This is a genomic window from Nostoc sp. (assembly GCF_036917415.1).
GTDB lineage: Bacteria > Cyanobacteriota > Cyanobacteriia > Cyanobacteriales > Nostocaceae > Nostoc.
Map to the genome: position 1 here is coordinate 1 of NZ_JBALDJ010000114.1, position 19920 is coordinate 19920.

23 protein-coding genes and 1 pseudogene are annotated in these 19920 nt (G+C 41.2%); 11 read left to right on the forward strand and 13 right to left on the reverse strand.

The genetic code is table 11. From position 1 onward, the window contains the following. Window positions 1-115: 115 nt before the first annotated feature. Window positions 116-727: a GerMN domain-containing protein gene (locus V7K41_RS25360; RefSeq protein ID WP_334852682.1), complete on the reverse strand. Its 612-nt coding sequence runs from the start codon at window positions 725-727 to the stop codon at window positions 116-118. Between the two features lie 390 nt (window positions 728-1117). Next, the gene (locus V7K41_RS25365) at window positions 1118-2923 is read right to left on the reverse strand and encodes a proline--tRNA ligase (RefSeq protein WP_334852684.1); all 1806 of its coding nucleotides are present in this window, start codon (window positions 2921-2923) and stop codon (window positions 1118-1120) included. A 27-nt stretch (window positions 2924-2950) separates the two neighbouring features. On the opposite strand from V7K41_RS25365, the gene V7K41_RS25370 reads away from it, so the two are divergent. The 3 genes from V7K41_RS25370 to V7K41_RS25380 all read left to right on the forward strand — a co-directional run bounded on the left by V7K41_RS25370 (window position 2951) and on the right by V7K41_RS25380 (window position 4291). Then, window positions 2951-3130 carry a hypothetical protein gene (locus tag V7K41_RS25370; RefSeq protein WP_334852686.1) on the forward strand — a complete coding sequence of 60 codons (180 nt, stop codon included), beginning with the start codon at window positions 2951-2953 and terminating at the stop codon, window positions 3128-3130. 93 nt (window positions 3131-3223) lie between these two features. Next, window positions 3224-3793: a Uma2 family endonuclease gene (locus V7K41_RS25375; protein ID WP_334852688.1), complete on the forward strand. Its 570-nt coding sequence runs from the start codon at window positions 3224-3226 to the stop codon at window positions 3791-3793. A 201-nt stretch (window positions 3794-3994) separates the two neighbouring features. Next, a complete protein-coding gene (locus V7K41_RS25380) occupies window positions 3995-4291 on the forward strand; it encodes a hypothetical protein (protein ID WP_334852690.1) in 297 nt (98 codons plus the stop codon). Between the two features lie 312 nt (window positions 4292-4603). Here V7K41_RS25380 and V7K41_RS25385 read toward each other — a convergent pair whose 3' ends face one another. Then, the gene (locus V7K41_RS25385; protein WP_334852691.1) at window positions 4604-5311 is read right to left on the reverse strand and encodes a hypothetical protein; all 708 of its coding nucleotides are present in this window, start codon (window positions 5309-5311) and stop codon (window positions 4604-4606) included. 438 nt (window positions 5312-5749) lie between these two features. Between V7K41_RS25385 and V7K41_RS25390 the strand changes: the two genes are divergently transcribed. Continuing rightward, window positions 5750-7132, forward strand: a complete 1383-nt coding sequence (locus V7K41_RS25390) for a 1-acyl-sn-glycerol-3-phosphate acyltransferase (RefSeq protein WP_334852693.1) — start codon at window positions 5750-5752, stop codon at window positions 7130-7132. Window positions 7133-7257: 125 nt separating this feature from the next. Here V7K41_RS25390 and V7K41_RS25395 read toward each other — a convergent pair whose 3' ends face one another. After that, window positions 7258-7470 (reverse strand): hypothetical protein, encoded by a 213-nt coding sequence (locus V7K41_RS25395; RefSeq protein WP_334852695.1) that lies wholly within the window; start codon window positions 7468-7470, stop codon window positions 7258-7260. 181 nt (window positions 7471-7651) lie between these two features. Here V7K41_RS25395 and V7K41_RS25400 point away from each other — a divergent pair, with 181 nt between their 5' ends. From V7K41_RS25400 to V7K41_RS25410, 3 genes are all read left to right on the forward strand, one after another. Further along, entirely contained in the window at window positions 7652-8593 is a 942-nt protein-coding gene (locus V7K41_RS25400; RefSeq protein WP_334852697.1) for a PEP-CTERM sorting domain-containing protein, read from the forward strand. Window positions 8594-9053: 460 nt separating this feature from the next. Continuing rightward, entirely contained in the window at window positions 9054-9623 is a 570-nt protein-coding gene (locus V7K41_RS25405) for a hypothetical protein (RefSeq protein WP_334852699.1), read from the forward strand. 25 nt (window positions 9624-9648) lie between these two features. Continuing rightward, complete coding sequence (locus V7K41_RS25410) at window positions 9649-9864, forward strand: hypothetical protein (RefSeq protein ID WP_334852700.1); 216 nt, start codon at window positions 9649-9651, stop codon at window positions 9862-9864. Window positions 9865-9989: 125 nt separating this feature from the next. Here V7K41_RS25410 and V7K41_RS25415 read toward each other — a convergent pair whose 3' ends face one another. From V7K41_RS25415 to cysE, 8 genes are all read right to left on the reverse strand, one after another. After that, window positions 9990-10661: a PD-(D/E)XK nuclease family protein gene (locus V7K41_RS25415; protein ID WP_334852702.1), complete on the reverse strand. Its 672-nt coding sequence runs from the start codon at window positions 10659-10661 to the stop codon at window positions 9990-9992. A 246-nt stretch (window positions 10662-10907) separates the two neighbouring features. Further along, window positions 10908-11456 carry a (2Fe-2S) ferredoxin domain-containing protein gene (locus tag V7K41_RS25420; protein WP_334747424.1) on the reverse strand — a complete coding sequence of 183 codons (549 nt, stop codon included), beginning with the start codon at window positions 11454-11456 and terminating at the stop codon, window positions 10908-10910. Between the two features lie 166 nt (window positions 11457-11622). After that, entirely contained in the window at window positions 11623-11826 is a 204-nt protein-coding gene (nifT, locus tag V7K41_RS25425; RefSeq protein WP_298921155.1) for a putative nitrogen fixation protein NifT, read from the reverse strand. Next, the gene (locus V7K41_RS25430) at window positions 11801-12088 is read right to left on the reverse strand and encodes a nitrogen fixation protein NifZ (RefSeq protein WP_094327372.1); all 288 of its coding nucleotides are present in this window, start codon (window positions 12086-12088) and stop codon (window positions 11801-11803) included. The genes nifT and V7K41_RS25430 overlap by 26 nt, the downstream gene beginning before the upstream one ends. Beyond that, complete coding sequence (gene nifV / locus V7K41_RS25435) at window positions 12075-13208, reverse strand: homocitrate synthase (RefSeq protein WP_334852704.1); 1134 nt, start codon at window positions 13206-13208, stop codon at window positions 12075-12077. The genes V7K41_RS25430 and nifV overlap by 14 nt, the downstream gene beginning before the upstream one ends. A gap of 371 nt (window positions 13209-13579) precedes the next feature. Further along, window positions 13580-13777: a DUF2949 domain-containing protein gene (locus V7K41_RS25440; RefSeq protein ID WP_104909030.1), complete on the reverse strand. Its 198-nt coding sequence runs from the start codon at window positions 13775-13777 to the stop codon at window positions 13580-13582. Between the two features lie 302 nt (window positions 13778-14079). Next, window positions 14080-14310, reverse strand: a complete 231-nt coding sequence (locus V7K41_RS25445) for an Asr1405/Asl0597 family protein (RefSeq protein WP_334853195.1) — start codon at window positions 14308-14310, stop codon at window positions 14080-14082. Window positions 14311-14467: 157 nt separating this feature from the next. Beyond that, a complete protein-coding gene (gene cysE, locus V7K41_RS25450; RefSeq protein WP_334852709.1) occupies window positions 14468-15208 on the reverse strand; it encodes a serine O-acetyltransferase in 741 nt (246 codons plus the stop codon). 710 nt (window positions 15209-15918) lie between these two features. Between cysE and V7K41_RS25455 the strand changes: the two genes are divergently transcribed. The 4 genes and pseudogenes from V7K41_RS25455 to V7K41_RS25470 all read left to right on the forward strand — a co-directional run. Next, the gene (locus V7K41_RS25455) at window positions 15919-16350 is read left to right on the forward strand and encodes a hypothetical protein (protein ID WP_334852711.1); all 432 of its coding nucleotides are present in this window, start codon (window positions 15919-15921) and stop codon (window positions 16348-16350) included. Between the two features lie 212 nt (window positions 16351-16562). Then, window positions 16563-16787: an indolepyruvate ferredoxin oxidoreductase subunit alpha gene (locus tag V7K41_RS25460; protein ID WP_104907250.1), complete on the forward strand. Its 225-nt coding sequence runs from the start codon at window positions 16563-16565 to the stop codon at window positions 16785-16787. Between the two features lie 77 nt (window positions 16788-16864). Continuing rightward, on the forward strand, window positions 16865-17593 hold the full coding sequence (locus tag V7K41_RS25465; protein WP_334852714.1) for an ABC transporter ATP-binding protein: 729 nt from the start codon (window positions 16865-16867) through the stop codon (window positions 17591-17593). Window positions 17594-17922: 329 nt separating this feature from the next. After that, window positions 17923-18134, forward strand: a pseudogene (locus V7K41_RS25470) (IS4 family transposase); the annotation flags it as partial. An 87-nt stretch (window positions 18135-18221) separates the two neighbouring features. On the opposite strand, the gene V7K41_RS25475 reads toward V7K41_RS25470, so the two are convergent. Further along, complete coding sequence (locus V7K41_RS25475) at window positions 18222-19754, reverse strand: SagB/ThcOx family dehydrogenase (RefSeq protein ID WP_334853197.1); 1533 nt, start codon at window positions 19752-19754, stop codon at window positions 18222-18224. Window positions 19755-19920 lie beyond the last annotated feature (166 nt).

Here is a 19920-nt window from a genome sequence, read left to right on the forward strand (position 1 = left end):
AAATGTTAAATAGCAAACGGTAAGTCAGGTGTCATTTGTCCTTTGTCAGTTGTCCTTTGTTATTTATCCAAAACTAATGACTAATGACTAATGACCAATGACCAATGACTAATGACTAAAGGGGATAATCTTTCTGAAACTGTTCGCGAGTTAGCGGTTGTTGTAACTCTACACCCTCACCGCCTAAAACATCCAACGGTTTGCCGTTCACGTCAATGTACACCTTGGCCTTTGGATTTAAAGTTGTTGCAGTGTAAACAACTTGTCCGACGCGGCCCATCATTGAGGTGCTACCACCACCGCTGGTAAAATCTTCAGATAAATTAACGTGAACCTGATTATTTTCAGCCTTCAGCCCCAATAGCTTGGTTCCTTTAGGGATAGTTGTTGTATCTGTCCCTTCTGTTGGGCCTGCTAACAAACTCTGGAAAGCTGCTTCTAAAGGCTGGTTGGGTCGAATAGAAGCGACTTTAACAGGTTGGGGAACCAAAGTAATATTTTTGTTGTTCGATCTTAGCCAATAAACATTAGGAGTTTGCTCATTAGCTGGCTGCCTAGTTGATGGCTGTGCTGGCTGATCGATGCGTGCAGAAGGGTTTGATGGTGTGGGAGTATTGCTGGACTGTGTGGTAAACCAAGCTACACCGCCACCCACCGCTACAACTGCTGCTGACACAGCTGCAATTACGCCTGAAGAAATACGATTAGATCCTTGTTGGTCTTTCATGTTCAAAACCTTCCTAACTGAGGGCTGATATGGTAGTTATGTGAGGAGCAGCCTGGTTAACGACGATACTTATAAGTAGAGAGTTTCCCACAACCTAGAGAAGACTTTATGCCTTTTAATTCTGTAAGTGCCTAATTGAATTCTAGAATTTTTACTTTTAATCCGTCACCTACCAAATTATGTAAATTTTGGAAAGACGCGATTAATATCGTCTCTGGGAAATCTGACTTTTCATCGGTACTGGAAAACCTCTCTCTAAATCTCTCTCCTTGAAGGAGAGAGACTTTGAATTTTCCGCCTTACAATCGTAGGAAGGGGGTTAGGTTTTTCGTGGGTCTTTACAGATGAGGTGAAAAGTTAGGTTGAATGGAAAATTGTCTACTCCCTACTTCACTCTATTGCTTCCGTAATCCACTTATGAAGTGTTGTTGTAACTTCATCAATGACTATTTCTTGAGATTTACGGGTGGCTCTTTCTACAACTTCAACTTTGCCATTAGCGATCGCCCGCCCGGTTACAATTCTATAAGGTATGCCAATCAAGTCAGCATCTTTAAATTTCACTCCAGCACGTTCATCGCGGTCATCTAGTAGGGTTTCAATTCCTGCTTGATTGAGTTCTGTGTAAAGTTTTTGGGCGATTTCGATTTGTTGAGCATCCTTAATGTTGGGAATTGTGACGATCGCGTGGTAGGGTGCGATCGCAACTGGCCAAATAATCCCATCTTTATCGTAAGATTGCTCTACAGCAGCTTGTGCTAATCGTGACACACCTACACCAAAACAACCCATAAATAGCGGCTTTTCTTCACCCTGTTCATTGGTATAAGTTGCTCCCATTGCTTGGGAATATTTAGTGCCTAATTGGAAAATGTGACCTGCTTCAATTCCACGAGCGCTGAAGAGAGTTTGTTCTGGGTTATGGATGGCGCGATCGCCTGGTCTTGACTTACGTATATCTACTACTTGCTTTGGTAACTTAAATTGCTCAACCCAATTAGCACCAACTACGTGATAGCCAGCTTCATTCGCACCTGTAACAAAGTTTTTTAAATCAACGGCTGTTTGATCTACCAAGCGCAAAAACTTGGGATGGATCTGCTTGTTGGCGGTAATATACTCATCTGCGATGTCTGGCGCAATGTAACCTAAAGGTAAAGATTTAGCTGTCCATGCTTGCTGGGCTTCTATATTTGGTACATCCAAACTAATAATAGTTTTAGCACCATATTCAGAAGCTAATTTGGTCAATTCATTTTGCAATTTGACTTCATTAACTTCCTGATCGCCTCGGATGCTTACCAAAACCAACACCGTTAAACCATTATCATAAACTGTCTGATAAAGGACATTTTTCACTAATTGAGTGGGAGAAGAGTTGAGGAGTTGACAGACCTTTTCAATGGTTTCTGTTCCAGGTGTATCGCGTTTTTCATAGGTTGTAAACCGTGAGGTTTCGGTGTCAATTGGTAAAGAAACAGCCTTTTCTACGTTAGCGGCGTATTTACCATCCTCAGTGTAGAGAACTTCATCTTCGCCAGCTTCCGCCAAAATCATAAATTCTGTGGAACCAGAACCACCAATTGCACCAGAATCAGCCTCTACTGCCCGAAAAGCTAAACCAGAACGCCGTAGGATATTGCTGTAGGCTTTATACATATCCTGGTAAGTTTCTTTGAGGCTGGCTTCATCGGCGTGGAAAGAGTAGCCGTCCTTCATGATAAATTCCCGTCCGCGCATTAAACCAAAGCGGGGACGAATTTCATCGCGGAATTTGGTTTGAATTTGGTAGAGATGCAGTGGTAACTGGCGATACGAGCGAATCATATCACGAGCGATCGCTGTGATTACTTCTTCATGAGTTGGGCCTAATCCTAATTGTTGCTCACGGCGGTCAATCAGGGAAAACATAATCCCCTCAGCTTTGGTGTAAGTGTCCCAGCGTCCCGATTCTTTCCATAAATCAGCAGGCTGTAATTGTGGTAGGAGACATTCTTGTGCGCCTGTAGCGTTCATTTCTTCCCGCACAATCTGGGAAACTTTTTGTAATACCCGCCACATCAGAGGGAGATAAGCATAAATACCACTACCGATGCGACGAATGTAACCTGCACGGAGTAATAATTTATGACTGGGAATCTCAGCATCAGCCGGATCGTCCCGCAGTGTAACAAATAACATTTGTGAAAGTCGCATCGTTTATTCCTTTCCAGAATCTCTAATTTGTTTATAAACCACCTGGCGATTAGAAATCCCGCGCCAGATGCTTCTCCTGTCGGAGACGCTGCGCGAACAAGTCGGCAGGACGCCAGTCGCCAGTCGCCTCAAGTCGGGAAACCCGCCCACGCACTGGCTTGGCTACACAAACTCTTTTTGCCTGGGCGGACTAAGAAGGCATCTTAGTTTTTTAACTTGCGTGGTGTGCGATCGGCATCTTACAGCCGTTAAGATATGGCATGATATAATCTTTGCAACTATTTAATCTAGGTCTAGGTTATGAGTCCTTTGACATTAAAACTAGACGCTGTTCATTTAAGTGACGAACAATTTTATCACTTATGTCAAAATAACCGCGAATTGAAATTTGAACGCACTGCCAAGGGAGAATTAATCATCATGTCCCCCGTTGGAGGTGAAAGCGGCAATCGAGAAGCAGATTTAATTATTGATCTGGGAATCTGGAATCGGCAAACTTGCCTCGGATTTACCTTCAGTTCTTCTACTATATTCAAATTACCCAATGGTGCTGATCGTTCCCCAGATGCCGCTTGGATTCAACGAGAACGTTGGCAAGCACTTACACCTGAACAAAGACGCAAATTTCCCCCTATTGCACCCGATTTTGTCATTGAATTAAGGTCAGCAACAGATGATTTGGAAATGTTACGTTCCAAAATGCAAGAATATATAGATGCAGGGGTGCAATTGGCATGGTTAATTAACCCAAAACATCAGCAAGTAGAAATTTATCGCCAAAAACAAGATGTGGAAGTGCGAAATCTGCCCACACAATTATCAGGTGAAAATGTATTGCCAGGATTTAGCTTGAGTCTATCCTGTTATTAAGATTTGCAAGTGCTGCTAAACCTCCACTACGCTATCTAGAGGTAACGCCAGAGCAGAAGCGAAAGGCGGTTTCGGTGATTGGGTTCTAGACAATCAGGGCGATGATTTAATATGGTGGCAATATACTAAGTACCCAAACAAAGTAGTACTAAGGATTTAGCACTCTATATGCATTATTTCCAGCCTCCAGTAATTGTTGCCATGACCAATGAGGACTGCCGATGGTACTACAGACGAGCGGTAATAAGTTTTGATGATGGAGAAGTTAGAGTTTGTGATCGAATAGTAGCTATTACTTCCACATCCACTCCCGAATTGATAATCTTCTATGACCCAAGCTTATTACCAATGTTTGCTGATCAATATGCATCTGCGGTAAATGAAGCACTTGAAAAAGGAGGACTTACTCGACGGCTTCAAGTAAAAAAGGGAATGTTGTTCTGGCAAGACGGGACAAAGTTTAATCACACACTCAAACTATCATTAGGGCAAGACTAGCCATCATCTGCATCGCCTCATCTTCTATGAGTTTTATGCCATATACGTGACAGTTAAATTTTATTTAAAATAACGTGATTTCGACGAACCTCTCCCTGCCTTGAACTTTAGTTCAAGTCTGTCCCTCTCCGAGTCGGAGAGGGACGGTTTTGCGTAGTAAAACCAGGGAGAGGTTTCTTTATTTACGCCAATTAAGCGGTTACTACATGAGCCGTCGAACTCACGTTAAAATATGATCAATTTCCCCCATAACCAGGGGAGCGATCCCTGAAAAGGCAAGAGAACTAAGAGTCAGGCAATGCGATCGCACCGCTACTTTTTCACTATGCTGTGCATCAGCTGCAACTCCGCACTGTTTGTAAAGTTCCTGCCTATGATAATTAGGGGCTGTCCTTCCTTTAACAGGAAATCTGAAAGTGGCTCAGGTGCTTTCCTCTTGTCTACTTTGATGTAGGCAACATAGCTAGCTATATAGAATCGGTAATAATTTACTCTAGAAAATTTTTCTGGGTGAGGGTCAAGCATGGCGCTGCTTAAGGGATGGTCAAACTTGGCTAGGGTCACGCCAAATTCTTCTGAAGTCCCTGGATTCTTCTGTACTATCAATTCTTTGGCTTTTTCCTCAAATGAACCGAGGTTTACCTTTCGATAGAAGTCCTGTTTAGATACAGAGCCACGCCATAACAATGAGATGAAAAACAGTTTCAGCCGGGTGTAGTCGTATTCCGTCACACGCCACCCTATACACTGTGTGCCATCTAGGATCGTTTCCCCATGTAAAGGCTCATCTGTTAAGAGTTGCTGTGCGTACTCATCCCAAACACCAAATATCTTTTCACACTCGTCACACAGAATATTTTTATCATAAACACCGATGGGCATTGTCTTTGGGTATTTGCCAGGTGTGTTAGTCAGCATTTTAGGTGGATTTTGCTCTTCACGAAGTCGGCGAAAAAAGCCCTCTGGGATGATGTGCGCTTTGATAAGCTTCTTGTCCTGTCTACAGTAACAGCAAGTCATACGTCCCTTCCCTCTTATGTCAGAACCGACGCTTCTATCTCTTATAAACGTGATAATTGGCGGGCTGCGCTCAACTTTAAGAACATCTTTAATATCAAATATTATGAATCAAACGACTACCTCACCTTCCCCTAAGCACCATTTACTTTACAGGGAACCGTTTCTATGGAGTTTTGCCCCCACCCTAACCCTCCTCTTGTAAAGCAGGGCTGTTTCATTCGATAAGGTAGAGATTTTGTCAACAGCATGACCAAGAAATTTGGGGAAGTTGGTGATTGAAAAATTATCATCTCAACCAATAAATTTTAGTGTGTTGGCGTTGGCGTAGCCTCTCGTAGAGAAGCCTTGCCGTTCGCGTGCATATTACAGCCGTTAGGATATCTTAAAAGAAATAACCATCAGGCGATTAGAATCAGGGCATCTTTAGGAGAGACTACTTTGTCAAATGTAATTTATCAAGCACAAGCACCCTTAGAATTTATTCCCCCCGCGTTTAACCCTTTATTGCTACGAGTTGTCCATCTGTTGCTACCCAGTTGGATAAACTGGCAAACACCTATTACCCAAATTGAAGCAGACAACGTAGAAGTTCTGGTGGATCTCTATCGCCAGTTTCAGGAAGGTAAGATCCGTTTTATGCTGGCATTTCGTCATCCGAAAACAGACGATCCGTTTTGTTTGGGTTACTTGCTGTCTCAACTCGTACCAAAGACAGCGCGATCGCAAGGTACAACACTACAACTTCCCATTCACGCTCATTTTATCTACGATCGCGGCATTCCTTTATGGGCAGGTTCCCACGTTGGCTGGATTGTTTCTCATTTAGGTGGGACTCCAATTCAGCGAGGTAAGGCTGACTGGATGGGGTTACGTTCGGCGCGTGAGTTGTTTGCTAATGGGAAATTCCCGATGGCAGCTGCGCCAGAAGGTGCTACCAATGGTTTATCAGAGAATATTAGCCCTCTAGAACCTGGTATCGCCCAATTAGGCTTTTGGTGTGCTGAAGATTTGCACAAAGCTGGAAGTGACCAACAGGTTTTAATTGTACCAGTTGGGATTAAATATAGTTACGTTGATGCTCCTTGGGATGCGATCGCCAATCTTTTAAGTGAATTAGAAGCGGCTAGTGGTTTACCAGTGAATGCACCAGAAAATGCTTCTATAGAGTCGCTTTATCCTCGGTTATTGACTTTGGCTGAACATTTACTTTCGCTGATGGAAAAATTTTACACGCGCTTTTATCATCTAAAGCTTACAGATGCCAAAACAGTAGGAAAAGAAATCGAAAATAGAAATGAAGCATTAGCTGTTCGTTTACAAGCGTTGTTGAATGCGGCGCTACTAATATCAGAACAGTATTTTGATTTGCAGTCAAAAGGTACTTTGAGTGATCGATGTCGGCGAGTAGAACAAGCTGGGTGGAATTATATATTTAGAGAAGATTTTAAGGATGTAAAAGGAGTCTCTGCTGTTGAAAGAGCTTTAGGCGATCGCATTGCAGAAGAAGCAAATGCGCGGATGTGGCACATGCGTTTAGTAGAAAGTTTTGTCGCTGTTTCTGGTAATTATATTCGTGAAAACCCAACCGTAGAAAGGTTTGCTGAGACGACTTTAATTTTATGGCAAATGATTGCTAAAATCAAAGGTAATAAAACTGTGCAGCGTCCGCAATTGGGTAAGCAAAAAGTAAAAATTACTGTGGGTGAACCAATATCTATTTCTGAGCGTTACCCGGCGTATAAGGAAAATCGTTTAGGTGCTAGACAAGCTGTTGCTGATGTAACAAATGATTTACAACATGCGTTGGAAGGTTTGATTTGATTAAAAGGGTTGCATTTTTTGCTAGTAACCATAATAAAGCTGTCAGTCGTCAGGAGGCTTATTGATTTCGACCCCTGCCTCCTGACTCCCTTAACTAGCAAGCTGCTATGTAAATACCCAAGTGTTCATCCGAATCGGATATTACTTTCTAAAGCGATCGATGCAAACAAAAAACTTCTAGCGATCGCGGCTTTAGATGCCCTGTACGGAGATGCTAGGGGATATGGTTTATTAAGCTTGCACAAACTCAAAAGTTTTTCAAAACTGTCTAAGTAAATGGGTGCAGAAAATCGTAGGCTACTAGACCAGCTTGGCTTTGCTCCTATTTCCCATTTCATCCAATGGGTTAGACAAAAGCAATTTTAAGTAAATATGTCATTTGTTATTTGAGTTTTATAAAATTACCGTTAAATTATCTAAATTATATTTTCAGAAGAATCACGCTTTTCTGTTTTTGGAATTCAAATTAAAAATAGATAAGTCCAGGAAATTGTGATTCTCTAGATTAAGTTATAAATAATGAAAACTCAAAGCTTATTCAATTTACTGAAGGTTGGTATTGCTACTTTTGGAATCTTCTTTGTGGCTGGTCAAGGAGCGTATGCCTCCGACTTAAAGGGAACAGCATTTAGCATCTCTTTGGAGTGTATGAATGATACTACTGGTCTTTTAATGGGTCAAAACTCCACTGATGCTAGCGGGTGGCAGTATGCATTTGATTCAAACAAAGATGGGATGAACGGGAACTACTGGGTTGGTGCCGCGGCAGGGAAAGTAAATCCCTACGATATCTCTGGTATGGCTATCAAAGAAACTGCTACCAGCGTGATTGTGGCAATCAACGGCAATATGAAATTAACAGGAGAGGGTGAACAGGGTGCTACAGGTGGTCAGATTGGATATGGTGATTTGTTCTTCAATATGGCGGGCAAAACTTTTGAAAATGCTATGAGCAGCGGGGATTTGTTTGGGATTCATTTCTCCTCAGTAAATGCTTCAGGGGTACAACAACTAGGTGTTTATAGTAGTGTTCAGGCAAAGACAGTTACTAATATCAAAGAAGGCTACACTGTTGGATATGGTGGTTTGGCAGGAGATGGATGGATTTCTTACGAAACTCAGGTGAAACAAGGTGGTGGTGTTGTTGGTTATGGTGATTTGACCAGTAGTTACTTTACCAATAACGGCAAGGACAAGACATTTAATCTCAATGTCATCGACTCTGGAAAATATCTGAATGGAATCTCGTTTCTCGCACAGGGTAATGTAACTCAGCAGTTGCTAACCACTGGCTATGATGCCAACAAGTTCAACGGCACACAAACCATTGCATTTGAATTCAAGAAATCTTCTATTGTCCAATCAACTCCTGAGCCTGCTAGTCTCGCTGGTTTAGGAATCGTCGGTCTGGCCTTAGCTGGCAGCAAACGGCGCAAGAGGTCTATTGTAGCAATTGGGTAGGGACTATTCGCAATACAGCTTGATTTATCTCAGTGATTATGGACACGAAAAAAGACTACATTTTCCTCAGGAAAAATGATAGCTAGAGTAATGGAACTTTGGAGAAAGCTTAAGCGAAAAGTATCCCAAGCGCCATAGATTTCCCCACTAAACATTAAATAAGTAAATTCCAATGCTCTTACTAGAAAGTAAGGGCATTTTTTCTTTAAGATAGTTATCAAATACAAAAACTACTCAGGCAATTCTCCAAACAATCTCGGTAAGGCTTATAACATTTGTCAAACGCAGGCAGACAAGACGCTAGTTATTCTGCAAGCTCTAGATACACCTATATCAGACTATAGATATATCCGAAAAAGAATGTAGAAACGTAGCAGTGCTACGTCTCTACAAGGATTCTGGATTATAATATATAATCTTTTGATGTGAAATTTTTCCATTAAAAGGTTGTAAAACTTAATTGACTACCATTGGCTCCTATCAGGTAAAAGTCCAAATCCAATCGACAGCTGAGGAAATAGTTTGTCTTTCCCCAGCTAGAGAAAATGATATGCCAACCGATTGGTCTTGTAACTGGTTAAACTTCTGGAAAAATACCAGTTTTGATTGTCAAAACATAGTCAAACTCGTTTATGGTGGTAAAGTTTGGGGATTAGTGCAATATGGTCTTTATCCTCATCCTGGATATCCCCGTTTTCTAGAAATAGAACATATAGAAGCTCATCCTACAAGTCGAGGAGATGTAGCTGAACGGTTGATTGAACCAATCGGCAAATGGTTAATCTGGTATGCAATTAAGGTGAGTCTAGGATTTTGTCAAACAGAAGCAGACGAGCCGTTAGTTATTTTGCAAGCTCTAGATACAGCTGTGTCATACTATAGAGATAAAGTGCAAATGGAGTATCTTGGGTTCGCACGTAGTACTCCTGGAGAAGATTTATATGGCTTCAGATTTTCACGAACAGCAGCAGCAAAATTCTGTCAGCTACACGAAAGTCAATGGGGAGAAGCAAAGCTATATGAGCAGTGATGAAATAAGAGTAGGATCAAGTGAGATGATGACTCATGGCCAAAGGCAAGCTTTTTTAAAAACATCTTCTTTGGGAAAACTATTTGGAGTTGCACATTTACTCCCAGAAGTAGCAGAAGCGACAGAAGAATCCGTGACAGAGTTGCCACGTTTGAAACGAGTGCGCGGCATATTTAAGCGTGGCAAACCAGGAAACAATCAGTATTCTTCTGATTCTGAAGTTGCTAAACCTGGAAATTAGGGATTAGGGCAACACAAAATGATTAAACGAGTTTTAGTAGATATAGTAAAGCGTTTGGTGGTGGTAAGGCTCATAACAACTACGAGAATGCAGAGTTATTTTTATCTTAATATAGCTGTAACTAATTAAACTTCTGCGATGGAAGATGGTGAGGTGTCTAAGTCTTGTTCTTTATCAGTTTCTGTAACTGTTTCTATACTTACACCTTTCCAGGGAAAATCAAAATATTGTTCTTGAACCGTTTTTAATTCCTTTATTGACTCTTGGAAAAATAAAATTAGTATTTCTTGGGCTAATATATCAGTCGCGTGTTGTTGTAAGCGGGCATAAAATTGATACCACCTCAATTGATAAAAATTTATCTTTGGTTCTAAATTAAATGCTGGAGTTTTGATTTCCTCTTTTGGATCATAATCACGGGTGATGTAAATTAAAATTCGATGTCTAACATTTGGTAAATTACTCAGAATCTCAGCATATTTTTCTAATTGTCGCCATCCTTCTGTAGAGCCAATTGTTGATTCAATAAATATTACATCTGTATTTAAACCATTTGACAGTTCAACTACAATGTCCAATTTACTATCTTCAGTATGGGTTTCAAGTCGTTTATGTTCTTGTTGGGTTGAAATCTTAATGCTGGAATAATTCTCATCACTAATTATTGAGTGATGTTTTAACCAATCAATTAAAATATGATTATTCAGGGATAAAAAATAAGCAACTATCTCAGTAAAAAAATCTTCACGCGGTTTAGTTCCTGAATGTAGATTGAGTAAATTAGTAAACAAAGACATTTATTTTTAAGTATTTAAGTTAATTCCAAAAGATTTATACACAATAACTAGGTTTGTAGTCCTGCTTAAACAAAACTACAGAAAATTTTTATAATTTCTGCTTGTATTCAGTATTACCAGCAGTGCAGTAGTTATAACTTAGCCGATCGCAGTTTGACAAGAGTGCTATACGATACCAACAAAAAATAGGGGTAAAATTTTTACCCCTACGAATTTATGTATTATTTTAAGAATAGCTAGAGAAGTTTATTGCTCTGAAGTTAAGTGACTTTCTAACAAAGATGCGATCGCTTCAGGATGAATATTCTTGTATTTCTTGTTACCAAGCTGTAAAACACAGTTGGGAGCGCTGCCACAGCATTTTTGGCAACTAGTATGTTCAATGTTAACTTTGTCTAACAAACCGCGATCGCACAAAGTTTTTTCTAATTCTGATAATAAACCTTTACCACCACGTTTCAGGCAACCGCCCTTTTGACATACCATAATCCTCGCTTTGGGTTGAGGTGGTAAATCTTGCTTTGGACACGCATCAATTGGTGTGACTCGATAGGCTTTAATTTTTATTTTACTTGTGCGCGAGTCTACCTTACTATGACCACAAACGCGAATTTGCTGACCGGGAACTAAAGATGAACTTAGTAAACGGCGCAACTCTTTAGGTAGTTTAATTTCCACATTTCCAGATGGAACTGCTAATTGCAAATATTTATATTTTCCTGGTTCACCACCAACAAAACCTAGTAACTGTCCTTCAAGGTTCAATTCTGATAACGTCAAATACTTGTTACCCATGATTGATAAAAAGTTATTGGGGATTGGGGATTGGGGATTGGGAATTGGGCATTGGGGATTGGGCATTGGGCATGGGGCATGGGGAATTGGGAATTGAGAATTGGGTACTGAGAAAATATTCCTAAATATTTATTTCCCAGTCCCCAGTCCCCAGTCCCCAGTCGCTTTACGAGAGGCGTTTAGCTTCTACTGTTTGAGGTAAATTTGCTGTGTCTGGCAAATCACGAAATTCTAATTCCCAACCATTTGCTAGGGTGAGAATCTTGCCATCATTTCCATCGGTTTGTTTGACGACTTCTTCTTCCAGGTCTTTTTTAGCAACGTAAACTACTAAAGTGCCGGCGTCATTCATGCGTAGCATTACTTTCATGAGATTCCTCAACAGATTCTAGTTCTTTTTTCATACAGCCGACGACGAACCCTGTTTCTAAGAAATGCACAGCATATATATAGGAAGTCTGCAAATATGTGCCTATACTTGCTATGTAGCCGATATCTCCCTTGTTTACTAAAACTTGGCCGACTTCCTTACCAGGAAAAGTACCATCGTTTTTCAGTAGTTTACGAACTCTTACCTTTTCACCAATTTCAAAAGCAGGTGGCAAGTTTAGTTCTAATTCATCGCGTTGCATGAGAGTACCTCTGTTCTCTGACCAAATTCAATAATTCTTCTGTCGTCAAACTGCGTTTTTTCTGTACCGATTGATGGCGCACTGCGTCTAAAACTGATTGGGTTTCTTGAGGGTTCAAGAAAATTCCATGCTGTTCTAGCAAGTTAGCAACTAAATGCCGTCCAGAATGTTTACCTACTACTAAACGCCGTTCCCAACCCACCTCTTCGGGAGCAAATGGTTCGTAGGTAGTGGGATTTTGCAATACCCCGTGAGCATGGATGCCAGATTCGTGAGCAAAGGTATTTTCGCCAACGATCGCTTTCCAAGGTGGTAAATCTGCACCGGATGCGGCTGCAACTAGTTGAGACAGTTCCAGCAAACTAGGAGTGTGAATGCCCAAATCAACGCCGTAGATGCGTTTGATCGCCATGACAACTTCTTCTAATGCGGCATTTCCCGCCCTTTCACCCAATCCGTTAACTGTGGTACTCACTGATGAGGCTCCGGCTTTGATACCCGCAAGGGCGTTAGCAGTTGCCAGACCAAAATCATTATGCGTGTGGATTTCTAGGGGAATTGTCAACGCTGAAACCAATCGTTGGACTTTGGTGTAGGTGGTGAAGGGGTCGAGAACTCCTACAGTGTCGCAGAAGCGGAAGCGGGATGCACCCCATTCTTGGGCATAAAGTGCTACATCTAAGAGGAAGTTTTCATCAGCCCTGGAAGAATCTTCGCCGCCGACTGCTACCCAAAGACCTCGATCGAGGGCGAAGTTAATTGAGTCTTTGAGTTTTTGTAAACTTACTCGCCACTGACCGTGAAATTTAGTGGCAATTTGGATACCAGAGACGGGAATAGCAATATGCACCCTGTTCAAACCGCAAGCGATGGAAGCCTTGATATCTGAGATGACAGCACGGTTCCAGCCCAAGAGTTTTGCTTGTAAACCTAAATTGGAGATTGCGGCGATCGCACGGGTTTCTTCGTCACCCATTGCCGGTATACCCACTTCTAATTCCGGTATACCAATGGCATCGAGAAACTTAGCGATCGCTACTTTTTCTTGTAGAGTAAAGGCAACACCTGCTGCTTGTTCGCCATCACGTAATGTAGTGTCATTAATTATGATTTGATTCATTGCAAATATCCCTCTCTTGGAAGTATTCTTAATATCCTTTCCCTCTACAATCCCTAGTGATGGTAAATGCTAAAAATATCACAATTCATAATGTAGGATACATGATCCTTAATTATTGCCCCATTAGTAGCATCACATCTGTATGGCAGGGAACTAAAACAATGTATAATTTACTAATCGTTTTTACCGATGTCATTTGAAATGTCTTCGATTAGCAATGAACTAATATAACTATTAGCAAATCCCGAACAAAGTAATACACAGAACCCAGCAATTAAGGATGTAATCATCTTCGTAACCTCATTTTTTCTAATGCATGTGGGTGTAATTTAGGCAGGTAATGGTACTCAGAGCTACAGGATTCCAATTAACTAACTTTGGTCTGCTAGCCAATCAAATATTTTTCCTAGCTGTTCCAAATCAACGAAACCATACTGCCAGAGGAGCATCGGTAGTGGGCCATTTTCTGATTCACGGTGTCGCAGAGCTACAGCAATATCGGCATTTGAAAGTTCAAGTTCATTGTGCAAAAAATTGAGTAGTTTTATATCTCTGTTCCGAGTCGGCATAATCGAACTTTCAATTTCTTAATTGGGGAAAAGATTAAAAATCAGAAATTCCAATTTATATTCGGGAATTTCACCTTTTTAATTGTTGCTATATGTCAGGGAAATTTCAGATTTAGTAGACCTAACAAAATCTAAATTCCGTCTAATCCATCTCAGTCTGCAACAAATTCTGCTAGGGGACAGTAGCTTCAAACTCTAAACCTATTTGAGCTTTGTGCATTAGTGAACAAAAAGGATGAAGTCCAGTACTTGCGTCATGAATTCAAGATTAATCGTCTCTGAATTAGGTCTTTTTGAAATAATCATGACTCATCCCTATAATGCCAGCAACGCTCTAGCCACTCTAATAATTCGTGACGAGAAGCAAGAAATTGCATAACTGTACTGCGAATCAGAATTACTTCGACCAAATTGTTCACTTGCACTCGTAAAGAACCATCGGGGGGACAAGAGCTATTAATTTTTAACTCTTGCAAACGGTGATAGATTCGCCAGCGATCGCTCAAAGGAATCTGCAAAACGTGATTTGTCATTTGTCCTTTGTCCTTTGTCATTTGTCCTTTGTCCTTTGTCCTTTGTCCTTTGTCATTTGCCAATGACCAATGACCAATGACCAATGACCAATGACCAATGACCAATGACCAATGACCAATGACCAATGACCAATGACCAATGACCAATGACCAATGACTAATGACTCTTAACGCCTAAAGTTTGCAGTTGTTTTTCGAGTTGCTCAATGCGCAAAAGCAAAGAACGAATCACGGTTGCTTCCACATCGGGTAGCTTTCCATGTTCTAAAGGAGAAAGGCTGGCGCTTTCGTTGCGAGAAATAATTCTGCCGGGAACTCCCACAACCGTGCAGTCATTGGGGACATTCTGCAAGACAATGGAACCAGCACCAATACGGACGCGATCGCCAATTTGCAGATTACCCAAAACTTTCGCACCCGCCCCAATCACTGCATTTTTGCCGACTGTGGGATGACGCTTACCAGTTTCTTTACCAGTTCCGCCAAGGGTGACGCCCTGGTAAATCAGTGTATACTCGCCGACGATCGCAGTTTCGCCAATGACAACACCCATTCCGTGGTCGATAAACACGCCTTGACCAATCTCTGCACCTGGGTGAATTTCAATTCCGGTCAAAAATCGCCCGAAGTGAGAAATTAAGCGGGGGATAAAACCGACTCTTCGACTATCTAAGCAGTGAGCAAGACGATGCAAACATAGCGCGTGCAATCCAGGGTAGCAAAATACCACTTCTAGCCAATTACGTGCTGCTGGATCGCGCTCAAAAATAATGCGAAAATCACTCAATAATGGCTCAAAAAAAACGCCAGAGAGGAGATTTTTCAGCATAGATGTGCGGGTAGAATCCTGCGTTTTGGTAGTTTGGCGATCGCTAATACTGTCTAAAGACTGTTGCATCGGTAATGTCTATCTGGTAAAAAGAGTCATCTGCTATTTTTATGCTTATATCAGGTGACTTCCAACTCGATAGAAAACCCAATGCTGATTGGATTTATTGGATTGATTGAGGTTGTACTCAAACGCCGAAACCCCGACTCAAGATAAACTTAAAATTTGTCTTGGGGTAGGGGCGTTAGTATTTAATGATGGGGGTACTAGTATTTTTGGGGCAGGGGTTAAGAATTTATGTAGTTGCTACAAGAAACTTTACCTGTAAGCCTTTGCAAACATTTCATCAAGATATTTTGCAATATTATTAAGCTGTACTCAGATGCACTCAAATATGAGTTTGATAAAGCTACAAATCAATATTCTGTATATCCTATTACTATTAGTATCTTATTATTTGGATAAGCAAACAACAGGTTTCTTTATTTTCTTTTAGGATTTGCTGTCTGTATGTATGTATACGTTTCAAAATATAGTTATCGCTCATCGTGACTGTTTTCTTATTATATAGATGTGTGGGAATAGCGATCGCTAAAACTGAGTATTTAAATTTTCGAGACGAATTCATCCAGTTCAAAGCTCCCCCAATATTTCTTACTTGCGATGATAGAAAGCAATGTTCACCTGTATCTGTAAAGTGAATTAGATAAGCAAATGATTTTAGATTCGTTAATAAATCCAGAATCTAAAATCTAAATTTGACTAACGTCTAGCCACCTTTGCCAAAAATATCCCCTCAAAATTTGCGATCGCGCATCAGGAATACATTTCAAAAATGGAGAGTATTTTCGCCTGTTATACTTTACCTTTGCTGGGTACTTTGGATAGGTGAACCAATCGAAATTACCTGTCAAAATGTGGAGTCCAATCGTATAGATTGCACGCTGACGTATCAGGCTTTACTGTGCTCCTCAAAAGAGAAAATTAAAGATGTTAAAGAAATGGATATTGAGACTCGTATCTATTCTTCAGATAACGGCGGGAGTACGACTGATTATGTTGCTGTATTACGTTATGAAAGTGGCGATCGCGATATAAAAACTTACTCCAATCGCAACGACCCAGAATTGGAAATTCTGAATCGTCGCCTTAATAATTTCATCAAAAATCCTGAAGAAAAACTAGTCATACCATTCCAATATCACCGATAGGAGCCAATCGTCATTTTTTGTCTTATTTTCTGTGTTTACTATGTTTATCCGGGGTTCTTTGATTCTTAGCTGTATTACACCTAGTTTCAAGCAGTTGTCATAGCACTTCAAAAGATATCAGGATTCAGGAAGCGTTATGATTTGCCAGCCAACAGAACTAAACTAATTGCTAGGCTAGAAACAGCCGATACAGAAGAGAGGGAATCGAGAACATGCCGCATACAATTGTTACAGAAGTCTGTGAAGGCGTCGCTGACTGCGTAGATGCCTGTCCAGTAGCTTGTATTCATGATGGCCCAGGCAAAAATGCCAAGGGAACTGATTGGTACTGGATTGACTTTGCCACTTGCATCGACTGTGGCATCTGTCTCCAAGTTTGCCCAGTAGAAGGGGCGATTCTTCCAGAAGAACGACCGGAGTTGCAAAAAACCCCGTAATAGTCCATAGTCAACAGTCAATAGTTAATAGTTATGCTTGACTTGACTGTTGACCAATGACCAATGACAAGTGACCAATGACAAATGATTATTTATTAGAAGTTCAAAATGTTCACGCTGGATATATCAAAGATGTAGATATCCTGCAAGGTGTGAATTTTCGGGTTGCACCAGGGGAATTGGTGACAGTGATTGGCCCCAATGGTGCGGGTAAATCTACCTTGGCAAAAGCAATTTTTGGGCTTTTGCTCCCCCACACAGGCACAATTACCTTCAAAGGTGAAAATATCGTGGGGCTAAAGTCCAATCAAATTGTCCAACGAGGAATGTGCTACGTACCGCAAATCACCAATGTTTTCCCTTCTCTGAGTGTTGAAGAAAATTTGGAGATGGGTGCTTTTGTGCTTAACGTTCCTTTGAAACCAATTAAAGATAAAATATTTACTATGTTTCCTAGATTAAGCGATCGCCGTCGTCAACGCGCTGGTACTCTCTCTGGAGGAGAACGCCAGATGCTAGCGATGGGCAAAGCTTTGATGCTCGAACCTGGTTTGCTGATTTTAGATGAACCATCTGCTGCTTTGTCGCCGATTTTGGTGACACAAGTGTTCGAGCAGATTAAACAAATTAATCAGGCAGGTACTGCGATCGTATTAGTAGAACAAAATGCTCGTAAAGCTTTAGAGATGGCTAATCGTGGATATGTATTAGAATCGGGACGGGATGCGATCTCCGGCCCTGGTGAAGAATTGTTGAATGACCCGAAAGTGGGTGAGCTATATCTGGGAGCAGGTAAGAGACATTAACTCTTTTTAATCACTCTTGCCCCATTCAACATAACACCAGTTTAATATCGGAGCTTCACCAGTCGATAGCGATGACTTGGTTGGGCTGCGCCGACGCTATCTATAACTAATACAAAAGCCATAACACTACCTGCCACTGCCGCGACCGTCGTTTTCGATGCTCAAAGAATTCTCCCTAATAATCCGTTTCTAATCACATCTACAGCTAGTCGAGATGCAAAACAGGACATTCATTCAGGAAAAACTGACCAAAACGTAAATTACCTAGATATGCCAAAACTCCCATTTGCAATTCGCAATATGGATGGGTATTTAGACCCCAACCGTAAATTAAATGTATGGGTATCCAAAAATATATCGGTCGAATTAAAGAATCTAGACGGACTATTCGCCGTCATAGCAGTTTTTATATTGGATTATATGGATGGATATGGAAGATGACTACGAGTTAGTTGCCGAATTATTGACACTAAGTCGTAACAAGCGCAAGTACTACCAACAAGGAGAAAGGGCGATGAGGCTTATTTTATCTCCATCCTAGCGCTTTTTGTAGCCCCGTAAGCTTGCACAGAGACGTAAAGGACACACAAAGAAATTCTCTGGATTCTTTGCGCCTCTGGAATTATTTTTATCTTGGGCGTCCAAATGTAGTAATATATAAAACAGCTTCATCAGCAGGAATACCCAAAACTTCATTTACTCGATCGTCAAAGAATCCACCGATACCACTGACGCCTACATTCAGGTGCATTGCAGCTAAATTCAGGCGTTGTCCCAAATGACCGGCATCCATGTGCAAGTAACGGTAAACGCGATCGCCATATTGTGCGATCGCAGCTTTCAAATCAGCTGTATGAAATAACACCGCTGCGGCATCCCGTCCTAATTCTTGTCCTAAACAGAGAAAATGTAACTCTCGCCGAAAGTTTTTAAACCGAATTTGGCGTAATTCTTGGGCTTTGGGCGCGTAATAGTAACAACCCGCCTCCAGTCCTTTGACTCCGCAAACAGCAATGAATGTTTCGATTAAATTTAGATCGAAGTAGTCTGGAGAAATATCTAAGCTTTGGTCGATGTAATTTTGCGGTTGGTAAGTGAAATCGAGTAAACTTTTCAATTCATCGAAGCTTAAATCATCACCATTGTAAGCGCGGGTAGAGCGTCGCTTATACATAGTGCTTTCCAGTTCTGATAGTTTTTGTCCCCAGTTTATCGGTGCGGTGGTGGTGGGAATTTTTAAACAGAAAGGAAAATTGTATTTATCCTCTAAAGATTTTTCTTGTTTAATAGTTGGTAAATTAAAATTACCAGTTACACTTGATTGGATTTGGGTGTGTCGATGGAAATATGTTAGTAGCTCGCCATCGGGGATTTGAGGATAACTAGTTTCGGTGGCGGAAGGTAAAGCAGTACATCCCAATGGCAAATTTTGATTCACATCTAACAAGTCTGCCAGAGGTAAGACAGCGATCGCACCTTCTTGTTGCGGATCTATATAAAGCAGATCGTTAACCGATTCATCCACAAAGCCGCCGATTAAATGGGGGCGGTAATCAGTAACCGCACCAGCTAACTCGATATTACCCAACAGATGTCCCGTATCCAGAAAAATCCGACGGTAAGCCCGATCTTCATAGCGCCACGCAGAACGATAGAATACCGCAGTCACAATAATTGCCAATTGGGTATTTTCTAAAGAACGATGCCAGAAACAAGCTGCTTGGAGAGTTTGCCAAACATCACTTTCCCAATAATGCATGAGAGAATGAGTTCGACACTGGTAGTTATATAGACCAGGCGGCAATAACGACGTACCACGGGAAACCACATACACCTCGGCAGGGTATAGTCCGCCTGCACTGGGAGCAGCGCGTAAATACACTGCACTACCCATAGAAGGCATTTTCGCCGTCAATCCATAACTGCGAAACAATAGCCGTGAAAGTCTTTGCCACCATTGAGCATCTGGGTTATTAGCATAAGCCTCTGCTTTTTCTTGGATATAAGGTTTGAGATCAAAAGTAGAGCCAATTTTGTACTCTTTGAAGGGCACTGGCTGTTTAGTCCAGTCTAACCGCTGACTTTTGGAAGCGAGAGTCTCAGGATTGTATTTAGTCCGTTCGTGATAATGCTGGGCAATCGATTGGTGTAATTCTGGCATATTACTTTTAATATCCTTGGGGCATCCTTTTCTTGATCTTGGCATTCATTAGCCTCATTATTTCGTGTCAATTGGTACAATCCTCAGAGTCATAAAGTGGTATATGGTAACAATTGAATTTGTCATTGGTCATTTGTCATTTGTCATTTGTCATTGGTTATTAATT